Origin of the sequence: Weissella oryzae SG25 (assembly GCF_000691805.2) — a bacterium.
Taxonomy (GTDB): domain Bacteria; phylum Bacillota; class Bacilli; order Lactobacillales; family Lactobacillaceae; genus Weissella; species Weissella oryzae.
This window is the reverse complement of sequence record NZ_DF820485.1, coordinates 1-17,805: the sequence shown is the minus strand read 5'-3', so window position 1 is coordinate 17,805 and position 17,805 is coordinate 1. Positions and strand designations below refer to the sequence as shown.

21 protein-coding genes are annotated in these 17,805 nt (G+C 38.0%); all 21 read right to left on the bottom strand.

The features are described from left to right. Nucleotides 1–3 precede the first annotated feature (3 nt). The gene (locus TT13_RS01595) at nucleotides 4–1,455 is read right to left on the bottom strand and encodes a BppU family phage baseplate upper protein (RefSeq protein WP_052348506.1); all 1,452 of its coding nucleotides are present in this window, start codon (nucleotides 1,453–1,455) and stop codon (nucleotides 4–6) included. A 1-nt stretch (nucleotide 1,456) separates the two neighbouring features. Then, nucleotides 1,457–1,855 carry a hypothetical protein gene (locus TT13_RS01590; RefSeq protein WP_190279600.1) on the bottom strand — a complete coding sequence of 133 codons (399 nt, stop codon included), beginning with the start codon at nucleotides 1,853–1,855 and terminating at the stop codon, nucleotides 1,457–1,459. After that, on the bottom strand, nucleotides 1,818–2,075 hold the full coding sequence (locus TT13_RS01585; protein ID WP_027698351.1) for a hypothetical protein: 258 nt from the start codon (nucleotides 2,073–2,075) through the stop codon (nucleotides 1,818–1,820). Before TT13_RS01585 ends, TT13_RS01590 begins: the two co-directional genes overlap by 38 nt. Nucleotides 2,076–2,079: 4 nt before the next feature. Further along, complete coding sequence (locus tag TT13_RS01580) at nucleotides 2,080–3,156, bottom strand: prophage endopeptidase tail family protein (protein ID WP_027698350.1); 1,077 nt, start codon at nucleotides 3,154–3,156, stop codon at nucleotides 2,080–2,082. Continuing rightward, nucleotides 3,157–3,993 (bottom strand): phage tail domain-containing protein, encoded by an 837-nt coding sequence (locus TT13_RS01575; protein ID WP_027698349.1) that lies wholly within the window; start codon nucleotides 3,991–3,993, stop codon nucleotides 3,157–3,159. Nucleotides 3,994–4,007: 14 nt separating this feature from the next. Next, nucleotides 4,008–8,537 carry a tape measure protein gene (locus TT13_RS11030; RefSeq protein WP_082816159.1) on the bottom strand — a complete coding sequence of 1,510 codons (4,530 nt, stop codon included), beginning with the start codon at nucleotides 8,535–8,537 and terminating at the stop codon, nucleotides 4,008–4,010. Between the two features lie 16 nt (nucleotides 8,538–8,553). Next, entirely contained in the window at nucleotides 8,554–8,709 is a 156-nt protein-coding gene (locus tag TT13_RS11215) for a hypothetical protein (protein WP_190279599.1), read from the bottom strand. A 32-nt stretch (nucleotides 8,710–8,741) separates the two neighbouring features. Beyond that, the gene (locus TT13_RS01565) at nucleotides 8,742–9,113 is read right to left on the bottom strand and encodes a phage tail tube assembly chaperone (protein ID WP_027698348.1); all 372 of its coding nucleotides are present in this window, start codon (nucleotides 9,111–9,113) and stop codon (nucleotides 8,742–8,744) included. 86 nt (nucleotides 9,114–9,199) lie between these two features. Continuing rightward, nucleotides 9,200–9,832, bottom strand: a complete 633-nt coding sequence (locus TT13_RS01560; RefSeq protein ID WP_027698347.1) for a phage tail protein — start codon at nucleotides 9,830–9,832, stop codon at nucleotides 9,200–9,202. A gap of 47 nt (nucleotides 9,833–9,879) precedes the next feature. Next, nucleotides 9,880–10,269, bottom strand: coding sequence for a DUF806 family protein (locus TT13_RS01555; protein WP_027698346.1), 390 nt, complete (start codon nucleotides 10,267–10,269; stop codon nucleotides 9,880–9,882). Next, on the bottom strand, nucleotides 10,269–10,751 hold the full coding sequence (locus TT13_RS01550; RefSeq protein ID WP_027698345.1) for an HK97 gp10 family phage protein: 483 nt from the start codon (nucleotides 10,749–10,751) through the stop codon (nucleotides 10,269–10,271). Before TT13_RS01550 ends, TT13_RS01555 begins: the two co-directional genes overlap by 1 nt. Before the next feature lies 1 nt (nucleotide 10,752). Continuing rightward, a complete protein-coding gene (locus tag TT13_RS01545) occupies nucleotides 10,753–11,082 on the bottom strand; it encodes a phage head closure protein (protein WP_027698344.1) in 330 nt (109 codons plus the stop codon). Then, on the bottom strand, nucleotides 11,069–11,389 hold the full coding sequence (locus TT13_RS01540; protein ID WP_052348505.1) for a head-tail connector protein: 321 nt from the start codon (nucleotides 11,387–11,389) through the stop codon (nucleotides 11,069–11,071). The genes TT13_RS01545 and TT13_RS01540 overlap by 14 nt, the downstream gene beginning before the upstream one ends. A gap of 17 nt (nucleotides 11,390–11,406) precedes the next feature. After that, entirely contained in the window at nucleotides 11,407–12,684 is a 1,278-nt protein-coding gene (locus TT13_RS01535) for a phage major capsid protein (RefSeq protein ID WP_027698342.1), read from the bottom strand. Further along, nucleotides 12,671–13,261, bottom strand: a complete 591-nt coding sequence (locus TT13_RS01530) for an HK97 family phage prohead protease (protein ID WP_045476392.1) — start codon at nucleotides 13,259–13,261, stop codon at nucleotides 12,671–12,673. Before TT13_RS01530 ends, TT13_RS01535 begins: the two co-directional genes overlap by 14 nt. After that, complete coding sequence (locus TT13_RS01525; RefSeq protein WP_027698340.1) at nucleotides 13,258–14,346, bottom strand: phage portal protein; 1,089 nt, start codon at nucleotides 14,344–14,346, stop codon at nucleotides 13,258–13,260. Before TT13_RS01525 ends, TT13_RS01530 begins: the two co-directional genes overlap by 4 nt. Next, nucleotides 14,343–14,507 carry a hypothetical protein gene (locus tag TT13_RS11210; protein ID WP_190279598.1) on the bottom strand — a complete coding sequence of 55 codons (165 nt, stop codon included), beginning with the start codon at nucleotides 14,505–14,507 and terminating at the stop codon, nucleotides 14,343–14,345. Before TT13_RS11210 ends, TT13_RS01525 begins: the two co-directional genes overlap by 4 nt. A 16-nt stretch (nucleotides 14,508–14,523) precedes the next feature. Further along, nucleotides 14,524–16,356: a terminase large subunit gene (locus TT13_RS01520; RefSeq protein ID WP_027698339.1), complete on the bottom strand. Its 1,833-nt coding sequence runs from the start codon at nucleotides 16,354–16,356 to the stop codon at nucleotides 14,524–14,526. After that, nucleotides 16,353–16,826 carry a phage terminase small subunit P27 family gene (locus TT13_RS01515; RefSeq protein WP_027698338.1) on the bottom strand — a complete coding sequence of 158 codons (474 nt, stop codon included), beginning with the start codon at nucleotides 16,824–16,826 and terminating at the stop codon, nucleotides 16,353–16,355. Before TT13_RS01515 ends, TT13_RS01520 begins: the two co-directional genes overlap by 4 nt. Before the next feature lie 106 nt (nucleotides 16,827–16,932). Next, nucleotides 16,933–17,343 (bottom strand): HNH endonuclease, encoded by a 411-nt coding sequence (locus TT13_RS01510; RefSeq protein WP_340147918.1) that lies wholly within the window; start codon nucleotides 17,341–17,343, stop codon nucleotides 16,933–16,935. Nucleotides 17,344–17,426: 83 nt separating this feature from the next. Next, nucleotides 17,427–17,669: a hypothetical protein gene (locus TT13_RS01505; RefSeq protein ID WP_145912323.1), complete on the bottom strand. Its 243-nt coding sequence runs from the start codon at nucleotides 17,667–17,669 to the stop codon at nucleotides 17,427–17,429. Nucleotides 17,670–17,805 lie beyond the last annotated feature (136 nt).

Below are 17,805 nucleotides of genomic sequence, written 5' to 3'. Positions count from 1 at the left end.
CTCCTAGCCAATTATTGGCCACGTTCCATAGCCCGTCCCTTTAAACTCCTCAGAACCCCAATTCTTAACTGTTCCGTTACTTTGTACCGTCAATACTCGATCCTCATAATATGAACGGATAATTGCTTCTGTCATATTCGGAACCTTATTAATAACGTAAACAGGAATATAATCAGTTGGCACAATCTCATCTGACTGTTGCCCGCCGGCCAAGCCCTGAGTGACATTGACAATCCGAGCAATTACATAATTACCGGTTCGCAATAAGTTAATTGCACTCTTAAATGGGCCTTCAATCGTAGTGTTCATTGTTCCAGAATACGCCGTCCAAACCGTTGCTTGACCTTGATAAATCGTCCGAGTGAATGCCCAACCTGTATAGGTTTTTAAGTCCTGTTGAATCGTCGTTCCTTTAGCATCAGCTGTAACAGTCAAAATAAAATCATGACCGATTTCGGTACTAGGGTTAGTAATCCCGTTTAGAATTGTTGCGGCATTTTCGCCACTATCATAAATACCAGGTACTGTGTAATCATTTAGGTCTGCCTTAGCTGGAATAAGTGTTGCCACTAAATCCCCCGACACTCGTTTCCAGGCTTTGATTATTCCCTTATCAACACTTGCATAAAGCTCAGTATTAGAACCTAAATCATGAATTGTTAGGTGGCCTGATTGACTATCATAACCGGGTTCTACATCTAAAGTATATTGCCCGCTAACTGGCGAATTTCCAATAACTACGTTGCTAATTGACCAATTACCAGCATACTTGAACGTATCTTTAGCCACATCCGCTAAATCAGTAAAGGTTGCTAAACGAGTTGCCAAACCACCATCAATGGGTTGAGCAAACGTATTAGCACCACTGAAATCATTGTCACCATTTAAAATAGCTACTTGCTTATCATTGATTTGCTGAATAATCGCCGTTAAGGAAACTTTTAGAGCATCATATGCAGCTTGTTGCATCTCTAAAGTGTCACTAATATTTGCTAATTTAGCCTTTGCTTCACTAATTACCTTCTCGATTGTATCGATGTAATCATTAGATGGGTTTGCAGTAAAAATGATGTTATTCGATAAAACGTTAAACATAATTGGAATACTTGAAACTACCATTCCAGTCTCATCAGTAACGCTAATATAACCCTCTTGAATATCTCCTGATGCTTGATACATCTCAGCTGGGATAATCATAGAGAACTGGCCTGCTTGCGTATTGATTACATTTTTAACCGTTGAAACCTCTTTAATCTTACCTGCTGAATCTTTGACGGTAATCTTGATGTCTTTGTTCGAAATATCAAAAGGTAGTGTGCCTTTCTTCAACCAAAAGAATACTTCTCGGCCATTGTCACCCTGACGACCATTTAGTTGGTCAATCAAGGTTACATCTGTCGTATTTAACAGAGTATTAACAATGGCAAATTTACCTACTGTATCTGCTATTAACATATTACTTCCTTTCCATTAGTCCATTTAAAATCATAATTTCGTTTATCTTCTCCAGTGTTGCCTCAATTGAATTTATCCGGTTTTCAAACTCTACTTTTAGCTCATAAATTCCTGTTCGATTAGGTTGCCAGAAATCAAGGCCACTAACTGAATCGCCATTCATATCAACTAATTTATTTTTGTTGAGAAGTTCAACTAATTTGTTCACCCGATTTTTTAACAATAAAATAGCGTTCCCGACATCTAGGAACGCCTGCTCATCGTATTTAGATATGGTAACTTCGTTAATTTCAACTGGTATTGTATCAATCATAGCTACATCATAAAAAGCCTGATATACATCTAATATTGGGCTATCTAACTCACTGAGTTTTTTCACCATTTGAGCCGTTGTCATCAACTATCTTTTCCCCCTTTAACGTACCTTTGTTATCAATCATCAATCGCCACTTCACGCCATCAGGGCTAACTAAAATAAGGTTATTATCGTCATCAAATGGTTTAGCATTAACTGCTTGCCAATGGGTCAACACAAAAGACGGATTGCCGCTAGGGTCGGGTACTTGAACAATTGGCGTTTTAGTTACCGGTTTGACTGAATTTTGTTTACTTGTGCCCATCTATTTATTCCTCCACATATCCAATTACCCATGTATTAATCGTATCAACATTGGACTGTTTATCTTGAATATTCTTAATGATTTTTGCTTGCGCTTTTTGAGCATCTAAATAATTTGCTCGACTATTATTCAACTCAATTTGCACAGCTGCAGAAGTAAATGGTGTTTCAGTAATTGACACAACTTCTACTTTGGTTAAAAAGTTAGTTTCCAAAATTTGAACATTCCAAAGTTCCCCAGGCTTAACTTTTCGATTTTCCTCTGTAGTTATTGAGAATGCAATTGTTGGTTGCAAAACAAAAGACTGTGCAGCCAAAGTTCTCATCTGATTTACATCAGTCACCGTGTCGCTCTCCACTCTGACGCCTTCTCTTATGCCCCAAGTGTTAATAGACTCCTGATTTTCTACAAAAAAAGGCTCAAAGGCTGGCGTTTCGGCTGTTGAGACTGCTTGCACACGATTTACAATACTTTGGCTGTCATACTGCAATTGAATATCGCTTGTATCATTACGATACCTAAGGACATTTCTAGTTTCTTTAACGTAACTAGATTCATCATAGATATTAACCACATGGTTATCTGGGATAACTGCATAAACTCCAAAGGTGTCTTTTATTGTTGAAATCCCTTCTGAAATCGGCACATTACCGAAATCAGTCAATGTTTTACTGCTATTGAAACCACCATGTATTTCATAACTAAAGCCGCTAACTCCGTCAAACAAGAACCCTAAAGCTTCACTCAAACTAAATGAGTTGTCACCTGCCCGTACATTGAACTGAACTCGTGAAGAGAGCTGATAGTATACATGGGTTGCTGTAATTTGCATGGTGTGTTGCCCACCGTTAAATTCATCAACAATTTGTTTAATGATATATTCTTGTCCATCATAGAACACACTATTTTCGGATGTTAATAGGTTAAATGCTAGTGATCGGTCGTCATAAGCGGTAAATAGTAGTTGATATTGCTCATTTTTAGCCCATACTCTTTGAAATGTATCCCATTCAATCGCTGATAAAATCTGTTTATTCTGGCCGTCATGCGATTGAATAACAACTGTGTTGTCAGCAAACATTTAGAAGTATAGAAATGGAAAACTAAAGGTTACATCAACATTATTTAGGCCAGTAATCTTAATGTTGTTTTCGCCTTTAGCCAATTCAATGTGGCCGAAGTCTGTATCGACGTCTGAACTGTTATTCAAGTATGGTAAGACACCATTCAATATGAATACGTCCCCTTGCTTCATGCTAGTATTCACAGTAATAGCTGTGTTATTGGTCATATTCACCAGACTAAAACTGTTACCCTCACCCTTAACCGTGATTTTTAAATCATGATGTTGTCTATAAGGATCAATCGCAACATCACTAGGGTTATAAACATCAAACAACGACTCTTCGTACTGATATTTAAGTTCCTTATCAATCGGAATATTCATGCTGTACTCTAAATCATCTGTTAAATCAGGCAGTTTATCAGACTGAACTAAAGATTGTGCCATGCCACTTGGATTAGTAAAGGTTAAATCCACTAAACTCTGTGAACTATTCTGAATTGGTACAATATCAACCGGATTAGCTAAGACATTATATACTTTGCCGGGGCTAAACGAACTTCTAAGTCTTATAAGCGTACGTCCATAAAAAATGCTCTGTAATTCAGCTTTTATCAATCTGAACTCAGCCATATTCGTAGCTTTTATAAATAGGCTCAATGTTATAGTGGTTGCACCAAAACTAACCGATTTTAACCTTTGCCCGTCACTACCCGCTATAGTCAACCAATCTGGAGTAATGGCTGGGGCTGTACTCTGTAAGTTTAAAAAGTGTACATTCGGTAATCTGGCGGTTAAGTCAAATTCATCTCTACCATCTAACTTAATGTAAAGACTTCCATATAAACCTGGCATTTGTTCCTCCTATCTTAAATTGACTGGAAATTATTCATTGAACTATCTTTAGCCATGCGATTATACAAATCAGGCATTGTGATACCTTTGTTTTTTGATAAAGCCATGAGCTGCTCTTTATTAACACCCAAGAGTAGCCCAACAAGACCGACCAATTGATTAACACCGGCTTGTATTTCTGAAACATCTATATTACTAGTTGAATCAGCTGAATTAGTAGTACCATTTACTCGATAATTTGCTTCTGAAAGCAATTGATTAGCACGGTTATGCTTATCAGCTGCCAACGGGATAATCATTTCAGGCATGTTCTTTTCAGCAACTTCATATAGGCCATGTTGTGACACAATGCCACCATATTCATAACCATGTCCTTGGCCAAGAAATGATAAATCATTTCCGTATCGATTCTTAGCATATTTCAATGCTGCCAACAAGTTATCGTAACCGTTAAAAATGTCACCATGACCAGGGAATTTATAAGCATTAAACGTGGCAGAAATGGTTTGCATCAATCCCTTAGCTAAATCACCGCTAAGTGTGTTTACGTCAGTGTAGCCGCCTTGCACCGCTTTCTCATTACCACCAGACTCGGTAGCAATTTGCCGTAACACTTTATTAACCATGTCATCATTAGTGCTTAACCCATTAGCTTTCAAAGCTTCTACAACTTGATCACGCCAACGATTAACACCCGAACCACTTGGTGCACCTTTACCGCCTCCACCATCAGAGTCATGCTTTTTCTTTAGTGCTTCGAACATCCTTTTAATTGGGTCAACAATTCCACCCACAAGACCATTACCCATAGCTGGTGCAAGTTGGGTTACTAATGCAGTTTGACCTCCAATCATCCCTGTAACTGCTTTGGTCATAACCTTACTTAATGAATCTAATGGATGTTTGACAAATTCAACCAGGCCATCCCACTTGTCTTTAAACCAATTACCAACTGCTCCCAACCAATCATCAGTTCCCTTAGCAAATTTAGGCATGGCATGTGCCGGGATAACTGTTTCACCACCACTAAAATTAACTAATCGGTTACGACCCTCTAAAACATGAGCTTCTCCCGAGTTATCAATAATGGCTTCTTGATAATCAACACCAGGGGCATCATTGACTACTGCTAGACCTTTTGGTGCTCCTTTAGTTCCATTTGCAAACTTCTTGATTTTATCAATCTTGCCGATTGCATTCTCTTTACCACCGAATGTATGAACTACAGAGTTAATGCCACCTATTCCAGCATTGATAATACTGATAACTACATTCAGACCGTCTTTAACAATATTTTTCATGCCGTCCCAAAGACTGCTCCAAATATCCGAAACCGTCTTTTTAATGCCGTTAAAAATATCGCCAATCTTACCAGCAAAATCTTCAATTCCTTTTCGTAAACTATCAATTTTTTTACCAAAAATCGACTCTAAATAGTTCCAGAGTGAATTCCAGATGTCTTTTAAATCTTTCCCTAGATTCCCCCATTTGCCAGTGAAGAAATCAGTAAACGCCTTTACAATCTTTTTGGTGTAATCAACATATTTCCCAAATGAATCAGATAATGAGTCCCAAATATTGGCAAATATTTTAATAATCTGCTTGGCAAATTCTCTTGCAGCTTTTGCTAAACCATTAACGAACTCTCGGAAAGCTTTACTATGCTTATACAGCGCTACAAATCCAGCAATTAGGGCAGTTATAGCAACTACCGCTATGCCAAATGGGTTAGCTTTCATTGACAAGTTCATAATCTTTTGGGCTGCTGCTTGTAACTTAGTCGCTGCTGCCAACGCCTTTGTCTTAACGGTTGCCGCTGCCTGCGCTAAGCTAAAAGCTTTAATTTTGGCAGTTAATGATACAAAACCACTTGCAACACCTTTTGCACCAGCTTTTAGCAATGCGAAACTTTTAGTGGCTGCTTTAGTTGCAACCTTAGCAGTAAAACTTAATGACTTTGCAACAGCTTTATCTGCCAACTTCGCTCCACTCTTTAGAAGAGAAAATGCCTTAGTTGCACCCTTAGTTGCTATCGATGCAGTAAACTTTAAACTTTTAACAATCGCCTTTCCGGATGCTTGTAAAGATTTTTTAAAAACAGAATATGTTTTTGAAGCGACGTTAGTAGCAATCTTAGCCGTGAAGCTAACTGCTTTAGTTATGCCGTTTTTAGCTGTTGATGCAAGCTTTTGAAATATGTTTAAACTCTTTGTTGCGCCTTTAGTTGCAACCGAAGCAACTGCACTTAACTTGCTCTTTACAAAAGTTCCCGTTGATTGAGCGCCCTTTTTCAATACATCAAATGATTTAGTTGCACCTTTGGTTACAATTTTAGCCGTCTCGGATGATTTAAACATTTTTGCTATTGAAGAACCTGTCGCACTAGCTCCCTTTTTAAGCAATTCAAAACTTTTAGTTGCTCCGGTTGTTGCAACTCTAGCCGTAGCACTTAGAGCCTTCCCCAAACCTCTACCAGTTGCCAATCCTGCCTTTTTAAGCAAGCCAAAGCTTTTAGTTGCCCCAGTTGTTATTACTTTAGCAGTTGCTTTCAAAGAATTTTTTATACCCCCACCGATTTTTGAAGCGAGAGTGCCCAATTTTGTTAGCTGTTTCTCACCTGTTTCAGTGTCAACCTTTAAAAAGAGCCCTTTAGTAAATGCACCAAAACTTTTGGCTTTTTCAATACCCTTTAAGGTTCCAAGTGTGCCTTTTAATGCAAGAGTAAGGCCTAGATAAGTTTCCGCTAACAACTTAACGTCTTTCGGATGCTTAGATGCAAAATCTCCAACCTTTTCAAGAATCGGTAATGTAACTTTAAGCGTATCACCGATTAATTTAAATCCAGCTCCACCAATATCCTTTACCATTTTGAAAAAGTTTTCGATATCCTTCGAATGCGTGGCCACAAAATTACCAAGTTTCTCAATCTGATCAGCTGTACTATTGGCTATATCTGCGATCGGATTCTTCGTACCTTTGAAAGTCTTACTAAACGCATCAACTACAGTATTTACTGCCTTGTTCGCTGAGTCTCCAATGTGATTAAAAGCATTTTCTACTTCCTCACCGTCCAATGACTTAGACATGTTCTTCAAAAAGTCATTATTGGACTGAAAGAAACCGCTTGTTATTTTACCGGATAAGCTCTTATACTTCTCTTCCAAATGACTGCTAAATCCATCAAGCGTAGTGTAATAGTTATCTAACGCATATGGCTTGGCATCCGACATTGTTTCGATAGCCTTCGATAAGTCAGCCATTGATAGTTTTCCATCAGAAGCCAACTTACTAATCTCATCTCGACTTTTGCCCATGCTTGTAGCTAATGCCGCATTAAATCCAGGCAACGACTTCTCCATTTTGGTAAGTGAACCAGTCGTAATCTGACCAGAAGCATTTACTTGGGAGAACTTTTTAATAATACCTTGCAAAGACTCATCAGATTGTCCAGTAGCTCGTCCCAAATTAACAAATGCATCAGATAGTTGTTTAGCACCATCAACGCTTTTAGTAAGTCCATAAGTTTTCTTTGTCAGCAATGAAACGGTGTCAGTTGCATAGCCCGATTCCTCTTTCAATGATTTAACATTGCCAATTAATGCCTTGCTTAGCTTGTCATCACCATTAGTGAAATTGTCCATTGATACAGAAAGTGACTGCATCTCCTTGTTGTATTCAACACCAGCCTTCAATGCACCAGTAAATTTGCTTTTAATGTCACTCAACGTATTAGTAATACCATTAGCAACAATGTTCCCCATTAGAACATCTTTAAATCGACTGTGAGTACTAGCAAGTACATCGTTCAGGTTTTCAAGTTGCGACTTTGCTTTTCCAACTCCGCTAACATTAGGTTTTACGTCAGTATTATTTAACGTTTTGATTTTGCTAGTTGTTTCAGCAATCTTTGCTCCGGTCTGTTCGACACGTAACTCTTGTAGCTTGTAGGCCTTAGAATTTTTGTCCCCAGAGTCACCCAATTTTTCGAGTTCGTTTTTCTGAATTTCTAAAATCTTAGTGTACTTATCCTGAACAGAAGTAAGTGCATCAACTTTAGTTTTATTAGCCTCCTCGGTCTTGCCTTCGGCCTCTAATCTTTTAACACGAGCATCAGTTAAATCATTCGAATGCTTAATCTCATCATTCAGCTTAGCTAAACCGCTCTCCTGGTACTCATAAGCTTTTCGAGCTTTTTCGGTTTGAGTATTTAAAGAGGCGAGCTTACTTTCAGCCTGTGTAATTTGATTAGCATACTTTTGATAAGTCTGTTCTCCAGCCTCGGTACTTCGATTAACTTCTGATTGCTCTTGCTTAAGCTTAGCTAATACCTGCTCTTGCTTTGAAACTGTATCAGTTAGGCCTTCAAACCTAGCTTTTGTTGCCCCAACAGTATCGCCTGACTGTTTCGCCTGCGATTCCATTTGTTTCCACTCATTATTTGCATCCTTAACCGCAGATTTTAACTTTCCAAGTGGTTCAACAGCATTATTAACATTCAGCCCAATACCGGTGGCCATTAACCCGGCTACTTTTTCCTCTGCCATATATTCCTCCTTTCCTCTAATTTAATGAGGCCCATTGCTTAGCCATCTCTTCTGGTGAGACCATATGATCGTCCTTATTTGCTGACAAGACCTCAATTAATTCAGCATAATCTTGCTCATCAACTGTATTTAAATCCCAATGCAAATTTTGCATGGCATCTTTTTCAAACAATTTGATTTCGAGTAATAAATTATGAAATCTAATTACTTGCTCGGCTGGGCTTGGTCTAAACCCTTATCCTCTTCTGCTCGTGATTCTTCGATTTCCTTATCGCTCATACCAGTTACCCGCATAGAAATGTAAAGTGAAATATCGACTACTTCGTCAAACTCTAACTCCTCTAACTTGTCTGTCTCCTTTTCAGACAAACCCAACATATCGACCGTATAATTGACAATCGTATCTTGTAACTCCATTTGCCGTTTCAATACTGATACACCGTCTAGTGATTCATCATCAGCAACGTCTTGAATAGTTGCCATTGCTAATTGCATTCGATAAGTTTTCTTCAAATTCTTTGTGCTCTTCTTAATCTCAAATGGATTTGTACGTAGTTGCTTAACAACAATATTCATAGTTAGTTCCTTTCATGGTTCACAGGTTATGTAAAAAGGGCTTCCCACCCCATTTGAGCCATTTTCCTTGGCTGTAAGGCTTATATTTAAGCTTGTGGTTGCTTGTTGTCTCCTGATGTGTCTGGTTTAGTGCCATCAGTATAACCACCGAATACATCTGCAAGCATTGCTGCCTTATCAAACTTTGCATCACCAGAGAAGTAAACCTTCATAGCTTCACCGTTCCACTTATCAACGCCAAATGATGTAAACGTTAGTGCATCATCAGCCCGCACTTCATTATTAGTGTCAGTTTGTACATTAACAGCATTTTCTTGCATTTCTCCGTTAGCTAAACCGTAATAAATTGAGTTCTTACGATCTAGAGTTTGAGACTCGATTAATAAGGCAACTTGTGGACGTTCCTCTTGTAAATAGCCGCCCTTGCCATCACTGATTCGTCCCAACAGTTTTTGCTTAATCTCAAAGGGCAAATTATTAAAGTCAAGAGCTACTGATGGTTCACCCTTAGCTTGCGTTTGGTCTACCTTGGTATTGTTTCCATAGATGGGCGTACCATTCGTTGAGATATTAGTAATATTGGCTGTCTTAGTACCAAGCATTGCCGTGGTTACTTCGAACAAACCATCTTCGGATAAACCAGCCTCGCCTTTCAAAATTGTTTGCAATACTTTATCGATATTAGCCAAAAATGTGCGATGTAATCCTACTTGTGCCATAAATTAATTCCTTTCCAAAATAAAAAGGACTGACTAACTGTCAATCCTTAAAGTGTTATATTCTTTGATACCGTGATGTTTTTGATTGTTTGATGCATATCACTAGATGAGCTAATATCCAAATAATGTGGTTGTGAACTAGCTATACGCCAACCATCTTTTTCAAATGCCTTCATCAAGTTAACCTCAAACATCGTCATATTTTCGTTAAAATCCAAACTATAAAAAATTTGAATATCAACAGCAACGTCTAAACTTGTAAATGTTTCATTTCCCCAACCACTAGGCTCATTCCTTGCTTCTTTCAGCAATACCTGTGTCTTGGTAAGGTCATCATTTTTCAATATTTCCGCCGGGATTTCATCTAGGTAGACATCATCAATCGGAAATTTACCGTTTAATATCGTTTGCTGTGCCAATACTACAGGTCTATCCATTAATTTCCTCCTCTATCCTTGATGATTTGCCCGTACGCCTTTGCTTCGGCCTCTAACATCTTCTGCTGAACGGCTGGAGAATCACGAACATCCCTGACAAAATGATCACCAACAACATTTACTTCTCCGCCGTGTTTGTATTTACGGCCATTTTTAGTGTACATAGGGAACTTAGTACCATTCTCAATAAAGTTCCCCACATAGGCTTTCTTTTTATCCCATCCAACAACGGACGAGCCGTTTTTCATACCATCAATATTAGTATTTTGGACTATTATACTGTCAGCCAGATGCGGATTTTTACCCGTTTTTCTTTCTCGATAGTGCTTATCCTTGGTCACTGTTTCCAATTCCGTCTTAAACACCTCGGCACCGGCTTTAGTAATCTTGGCTTTATCCTCAACACTCATATTTACAGTTACATCCTCAGCTTCTTTTACAAAAGCATTCAGGATATCTTCAAAGTTCATCTCTTCTGGCATATCAGCCACCAACTCGCTTTATAGTCACATAGTCATAACTAATAATTTGATTTGTGTCATCAGATGAAATATTAACTATGTTATATTGCTCTCCGTCAATTTTTACCAACATAGTCTCATTTAACGCTTTATTATGCTTAACGATTATTTCCCTAGTATCTGATTGGTCTGTGCCTTGCAACTGTAATTGCAGAGCAATCGAGCGAGTTTTAGGTGCAAACCATAACGAGAATACAGGAACGAATTTCTTAGATGTTGACCCAGTGTTATTATTCTTAACCGTGTCAATCTTTCCAAAATCTGCCTTGTGATTAAAATCAGATGGTTTCATCTTGACCTCCTAACACTTTGGCCCGTAATTGATTAAGCATAATTTGAACACCAGCACTGTAACCAGTGGATAACGTCCTGTCATAATACATTTGTGTTGCCAGTGCGGATATGAGTCTATTAAACAAATTACCTGCTGTTTTAAGGACATCCTCTTCACTTAAATTATCCCGGATTGACCCCCGGATAATAACGCTCGCATCATTAATTAAGGATTTAATTGTGGCCAATTCTTCTGGGCTCTCATCCACGTGAAGTTCATCAAGCAGCATCTTAGCATTTAATAAATTTACTTGCTCTTCTGCCATGCCCTGCTTCTCCTATCTTACTTATCAGTAGTTGGCTCAGTTACCGGCGCAACCTTACCAGTAATATTAATAATCAAATCCTTACGAGCTTGAACAACGTTCTCGCGTAAGAAAATACCAAGTTGCTTGTACCAAATGTCATAAGTATCTTGGAATTGGCCTGTAATTTCTGTCAATTTGAAGTTAATAACAGCCTTTTTCAGAGGTGCAACGACGATGTTAATATCTCCAGCCTTAGCCTTAGGGAACAATGTATCTTCGACGATAGTAACTTGCTTACCAAGTAAAGTCTCTCCTGAAGCATTGGTGATAGAGGGTTGCAGCATTGGGCGCCCTTCTCCATCCTTCAATTGATCAAGAGCATTATATGCAGATTGAGAAAGCACAATAGAAGCGCTATTAGAATCTGCTGGCTTCAAAGTTACATTTAACGCAGTCTTAAGGGAGGCAATAATATCTGTTGATTGCTCTACCGTAATCCCAGATGTAAGAGCATTAATAATCAAGCCATCATCAGTATTATCACGTAATTCAGACAAACGGCCTTGAAGTTCTGCTTGCCAGTTAAATGATGAATCTGACATCAATTCTTGACTAAAGACGTAAGCTCCGGTGTAAGTCTTCAAGTCCCAAAGGATAGGCTTAATTTCTGGGTTGGCATTCTTTCCAGTTGGCTTGTACTCTGTATGTTCACTCAATGAATCCGTTGAATTCATGAATACAGGCAACTTTCCAGTAGTTGTGGTAACCGAAACTGTACGCACTAATGAGCCTAAACGTGGGAATTGATAATTTTCATGTTCTACTGGCAAAATTGCTTCGGGAATAATTACCGCCCCATCCGACAACCCTAATCCTGTTACATCACGAGTTTCACCAGTTCGCAAAAACTTTTCAAATGCCCCTAATGCTACATCCTTCTTGTTTGGCGCTACTTTAGTTTTCATTTGCATCCCTTCCTTGCTTCGGGTTTCAATATCATCATTTTCATCCCGCTTCTCTACTTCATTTGAATTTTCGTTCTTCTTTGAGTCATCTTTGATTTGCTTATCGTTATTTTTCTCATTACTAGATTTATCTGACTCTGTTTTATCCTTAGCAGCTTTCAAAATATTTAAGTCGTTCTTACTCTTGTTTAATTCTTCATCTGCCTTATCAAGCTTAGCCATCTTTTCCTTAACGTCATCGGGGCTTGATTTTTCATCATCAACAGCTGAACGAATTTCAGAGCGTAACTCTTCTCGATTTTTTTCTTGCTCTGCGATTTTCTTTGTGAGTTTTTCAATCATTGTCATTGTTAAATCCTTTCATATACACTGCAACTTTTTCTTTGTAATTATTGTTTTTTTGCCAATCATTTAATGAACGAGTAGCTTGAACCGTGGTTGCTTCATATGCTGGCACAGATACAACAGAAATCTCTTTCAAAGAGGCAATTTGTTCAACTGCTCTTACCGGTTTGCCATCCTGATAAGACCAACTATCTCCACCATCATCAACAGAAAATCCAAAACTTACCCCTTGCAAGTTACCAAGTTTAATCTGCTTATAAATGTCATTGCCTAAGGTTGTGTTCGGTACATCCAGCTCAAAATACAGTCCTTTAGCATCAACCTTTAATTTCAATGTCCCTGCTGTCACTCGACCTAAAACGTTTGAATAGTCATGATCATACAGCGCCAACACATTACTCAAATCAACGCCGTTCAATGCTGTCTTATCGATATATTCAATAAACGGGCCAGCACTAACACTAGGACTATTAAAAGCAATAGCATAACCAGCTATCTGACCAACAAAATCATTTGTTTCAGTTCCATCTCGAATCTCTAAATCTTTGAAATGGATAACACGCTCGTCTAATTCGTTCACAACATATTCCTTTCTTTGAGCAAATTAAAAGCATCCTCCGGTGAGAGAATGCCTTTATCTACGTAATCTTTAATATCTTGCCTGAATATGGCCCCAGAATAATCCATAATGTCCGACATATCTAATCTAATATCGTTGCTATCTAACTTATGATTAATCTCTGACAAAATTGGCTCAATAAATCGATTCAAGCCATTAACATACATTTGTGTAATCATTTCGAGTGAGGATTGTGCATCCCCAGCACCGTTCAAATATGAATCAGGAACACCAAAAGCTTTAGCTATCTGTGTCCTATTCCAATCCATATTTTCCAAATATTTCGCAACGTCAGCGTTTATTGAAACGACTTCAAAGCTTGCTGACTGGTCTAAAACTAATGCTTTACCAGCATTTTTGCCACCTACAGCCTTTTGAAATTCATCGCGAATTGTATCTTTTGCTTCTGGACTCAGTGTACCTTCTGGAACAGTAATTTTACTTGTTGGATTTAAACCATTCATCAACGTTGATAACGATAATCTATTGGCTTGCTTTTGCAATTCAATTTCACTAGTCAATGATTCCAAAGGCGAATGACCGATTAAGTTTCTAATATATTCACCATCAGAATAAGCCATAATTTTAAAATGAAACATATTTTCATATGAGACTTTCTCTGGCAAATAATCGTCATAACCCCTGACTTCATAGGTCAATTTATCATTAGATAAATCAATAATCACTGCACTTGTGGGTATTAAACGCAGCTTTCGACCTTCACGGTCAATTTTTACAAATGAATTTCCACTCAATAACACATTTACTATTACTGTCTGCCAAAAATTATATCTATTAGAAATTTCTGACGGACTATTCAGCATATTAATAAAGCCTTTGCCATCACCTTTAAAATCAGCAGCTGCAATATCAGAACTTATTAGGCTAATGACGGTATATAAATCACTATTTTTCAAGGCTTCATCTGCTGATACCAAGCCATCCGGTGTAATTAATGTTCCATTCTGTACAAAGGACGGATTAATAGATATAACACCGGCCTGTGAACGGGTTTCTATCCTTTCAAATGGATTTCTAAAGCTCATTGATTATCACCTTTTGGAATAACTAAGTAAGCTAACACAATCAATAATAGGCCTGATATAACAAAGCCAAGCATAATCGAACAAATAAACGCTCCTATTGAAATTAAAATAAATCCAACTACTAACATTAATAGCGGAAAGTAATTAAATAATTTTTGCATTCGCTATTCTCCTTTCTTAAAAAGTAAAGTTATTTACAAAGTAATCGCTAATCTCATCATTTGACATGTTACCAAAAGGCGATTTTGTAGCCTTTTCTTCTACGTTAGTAAAGTCAGTAAAGTAGAATTGACCTTCAAATAGTGCGTCAACAATGGCATCAACAATATCAATCTTTTGTGAATTGACATTTTTGTCAACTTTAATACCGTTGTTATCTGACACAATCACAGCATTAACTAGTGCTTGTTGCATAGCTTGGTCATCAAACATTGTTATATTCTGCTTAATGAATGAGGTCTGTAAAAACTTAGTAGGCTCATTTAATGACTTAATCCCTTGACGTACTGGGATAATTAAATACTCTTCTTTGATTTCATCTAGCCGGCGAATAAAATTACCTGTACCCCACTGATCATGAAGCATACCCTTAACGTGTAACTCATTCTCTTCAATAAATTGAAGCATCCAGTTGAATACTTCATCTTCATCAATCAAGCCAAAACGATCACGAGTAACAGTTGCAAAGCCTTTCTGTTCAACATCTCGATAATTGATACTATCTCGCTGTTCCTTTGCTTCAATAGAGCCAGCTTTAGCAATCGGAATCCATGAATGTTGATACAAATGGAACTTCTGTGAACCGTCAGTATCTACATAAGGAAATACAAAAGCTAATGCCGTGTCATCATTAGTCTGAGAGAAATCAAAGCCAATATATACATCACGTCCAAACATCTTGAAATCATCTTGCTCAATGATTGCCTTCTGAATTAAATCAAGTGGTAAGAAAGCATTATCTTTGGCGTTCTGCCACATGTTCATATTTTTTACAATGAACTCTGATAATTTACCTTGTGATGCCTTTGCATCTCTTTCTGTGATGATACCTTCAACAAGATTTTTCTTCATGGCTGGCAATTCCATTAATGGATTGCTTTTTGGCCACGTATTTGGCAAATATGCCTCGTCTTCATCGTCCTGTTCCCAAATCAGCACCAAATCTTTGTCAATATTAGACCAGTTACCGTCTTCAAGATACTTGCCATATCTTCGGTAATCTTCAAACATCGGCGTATTTGGGTCGAGTCCAGCTGTTGAAATATAAAACATCTGTGCCAATGGATTATTAACCATACCAGAAGTCATTGAGTTTACAAACTCACGTTGGCCCTGACCAAACAGATGATATTCATCAACAATTCCCGTCGTGTAATGGTCACCATCTGATGCACTAGCTTGTGCTGATAAACGTTTCATAGATGTTGACTGTGAATCTATACGCATCTCATTTTGGTTATATTCAACACCCCATCTGTTGGCTAACTTTTTGAATACACCTTTCTTTAACTGGTCCCAGTTATAGGTCATATATTTATATAATGGCTTCGTGTGTGATATATCAATAGAACTTACTGCAAGCTGTCGATTAATCTTAGGATAGCCAAACAAAAAATTATACAAAGTATAAGCTGAAAGTAATTGTGTCTTTCCATTTGTTCGAGCCATTGAAATAAAGATATTCTTGAAACGCATTCCCTTAGTTTCTGGATTACGCCATCCCTGAATCATTGCCAAAATAAAACGCTGATAAGGTGAAGGTTTAAATGGTTCACCAGATGTTACATCTTTCAGTAACACTGCAAACTCATTTATTTTCTTCGCTTCGTCAACGTCATATAAATACTTAAAATCTTCATCGCTATCAATACGTCTTAAATCGCTGATATGGCGTTCAGCCGCACGCTTAATCTTTTCACCAGCAATTACCCTGCCACGCAAAACATCAACCGCATAAGTTAAAGCTGGGTCACCTGGATACCGTTCTAGTAAATCTCTATATTTAATCATCTGTCAGCGCCAAACCTTTCTGCATAGTCTTGGCCTTCGTCATCTTCTTCAACCTTAGCCATATCTATTAGCGTTGCCCGACTTTGTGGAGAAAGGCCTAAATCGCTACCAACTGACTTAATAATTTTCGTTGTTGAATCAACGATAGCGACTGCAGGATTTTTATAAATTTTACCGTCAATTTCATAAACAACCTTGTTCTTCTTAATTGATTCATAAGCTTCCCGGAGCATAGCGTAATTGATAACCAATGTTTCAACTGTTGAACTATCAACATCAATTATGTACCCAGTATCATTCAAAACTGGCACTAACTTTTCCCAAAGTTTCTTAGCTTCACTAGTTAAATGTCTTGGTGCAGTTTCAGGTAATTGATTAGCGTCTTGAAGAGACTCTTTTAGAGCTTCGGTTGCATCTCGTTGGTCTTTTCTATCACCTTCATCAGTTGTAATTTTCCGTTTTCGTGGCATTTAACCACCTCCCTTCAACTTAAAAAATAAAAATAACTGCAACGCATTAGCAAGACGGCACTATTTGTTATTCGGTTCTTTTCCTAACCAATAGCGGGGGGTATTTTTATTTTTTCAAAACTTTTATCCACCAATCTTTAGAAACTTTTTTCAATTGATTGTCATTCAATTTCTTTTCGACTGCCGTCTTGTGATTGTGTTGCGGCCTAGTTAATAGCCATAGGTTAGACGTATCATACTGCTCTCGTCCTTCTAACAGTCGTCTGGGTATCAAGTGGTCAACTATGAGCTGTCCTTTGTCCCATACTCTGCCGTTTACCCCATCTAAGTAACCGTCCCTATGCTTTACGTACTCAGCAATCTTAGTCCACTGTACGCTCTGATAGAAACCGTCATGTAATTCTTGGCGCTTGGTCTTGTCATAACTATGTGTTGCTTCTCTAAGCTGTTGCTGACCTCTCAATGTCTTTGCATTAAGTTCTTGGCTAATTACTCGTTGCTTATTAAAACGCTGCATACGAGCCTCGTAATGCTTCTGACAGTAGTCATACTTTAAAGGGATGAGTTCAGTACATCTAACCTCAGCACATCTGTGCATCCTCATCGGCAGAATACCTTGGCAAGTAAACTATGGCCTTTCACTTTCCGCTTATCATCTAATTCATTTAGATGTTCTACAGATGAATAATTCAGCTCATCTTTTACAACATTTGTATTCCCCGTATATTTCTTACCGCCCTGCTTGATATAGCCTACGATAGAACTGTTAGCGTAAAGAGGAAAATATTCAGGTCGATTATACTCATTTGACCATTGCATTCGTTCTAATAGATTCTTCTTCATCAATAATCTCCTTATCTAATCGTCTTAGTATCCTCAGCTCTTCATCACCGGATACTAAGCCATACTCTTTATCTTTTCTCATAACTACACCACTCTCACCACCTTTCATCACAAAATAAAAAGGCAACAATCTAGT

Bases quoted from the DNA above. Each gene is read 5' to 3' on its own strand.
- TT13_RS01510 (WP_340147918.1), bottom strand. From the start codon at position 17,343: ATGCAGCGTTTTAATAAGCAACGAGTAATTAGCCAAGAACTTAATGCA.
- TT13_RS01550 (WP_027698345.1), bottom strand. From the start codon at position 10,751: ATGCCAGAAGAGATGAACTTTGAAGATATCCTGAATGCTTTTGTAAAA.
- TT13_RS01595 (WP_052348506.1), bottom strand. From the start codon at position 1,455: ATGTTAATAGCAGATACAGTAGGTAAATTTGCCATTGTTAATACTCTG.
- TT13_RS01565 (WP_027698348.1), bottom strand. From the start codon at position 9,113: ATGAATATTGTTGTTAAGCAACTACGTACAAATCCATTTGAGATTAAG.
- TT13_RS11030 (WP_082816159.1), bottom strand. From the start codon at position 8,537: ATGGCAGAGGAAAAAGTAGCCGGGTTAATGGCCACCGGTATTGGGCTG.
- TT13_RS01555 (WP_027698346.1), bottom strand. From the start codon at position 10,269: ATGGATAGACCTGTAGTATTGGCACAGCAAACGATATTAAACGGTAAA.
- TT13_RS01525 (WP_027698340.1), bottom strand. From the start codon at position 14,346: ATGAGCTTTAGAAATCCATTTGAAAGGATAGAAACCCGTTCACAGGCC.
- TT13_RS01580 (WP_027698350.1), bottom strand. From the start codon at position 3,156: ATGTTTGCTGACAACACAGTTGTTATTCAATCGCATGACGGCCAGAAT.
- TT13_RS01535 (WP_027698342.1), bottom strand. From the start codon at position 12,684: ATGACAATGATTGAAAAACTCACAAAGAAAATCGCAGAGCAAGAAAAA.
- TT13_RS11210 (WP_190279598.1), bottom strand. From the start codon at position 14,507: ATGCAAAAATTATTTAATTACTTTCCGCTATTAATGTTAGTAGTTGGA.
- TT13_RS01515 (WP_027698338.1), bottom strand. From the start codon at position 16,826: ATGCCACGAAAACGGAAAATTACAACTGATGAAGGTGATAGAAAAGAC.
- TT13_RS01585 (WP_027698351.1), bottom strand. From the start codon at position 2,075: ATGGGCACAAGTAAACAAAATTCAGTCAAACCGGTAACTAAAACGCCA.
- TT13_RS01560 (WP_027698347.1), bottom strand. From the start codon at position 9,832: ATGGCACAAGTAGGATTACATCGCACATTTTTGGCTAATATCGATAAA.
- TT13_RS01520 (WP_027698339.1), bottom strand. From the start codon at position 16,356: ATGATTAAATATAGAGATTTACTAGAACGGTATCCAGGTGACCCAGCT.
- TT13_RS01505 (WP_145912323.1), bottom strand. From the start codon at position 17,669: ATGAAGAAGAATCTATTAGAACGAATGCAATGGTCAAATGAGTATAAT.
- TT13_RS01575 (WP_027698349.1), bottom strand. From the start codon at position 3,993: ATGCCAGGTTTATATGGAAGTCTTTACATTAAGTTAGATGGTAGAGAT.
- TT13_RS01540 (WP_052348505.1), bottom strand. From the start codon at position 11,389: ATGGCAGAAGAGCAAGTAAATTTATTAAATGCTAAGATGCTGCTTGAT.
- TT13_RS01545 (WP_027698344.1), bottom strand. From the start codon at position 11,082: ATGAAACCATCTGATTTTAATCACAAGGCAGATTTTGGAAAGATTGAC.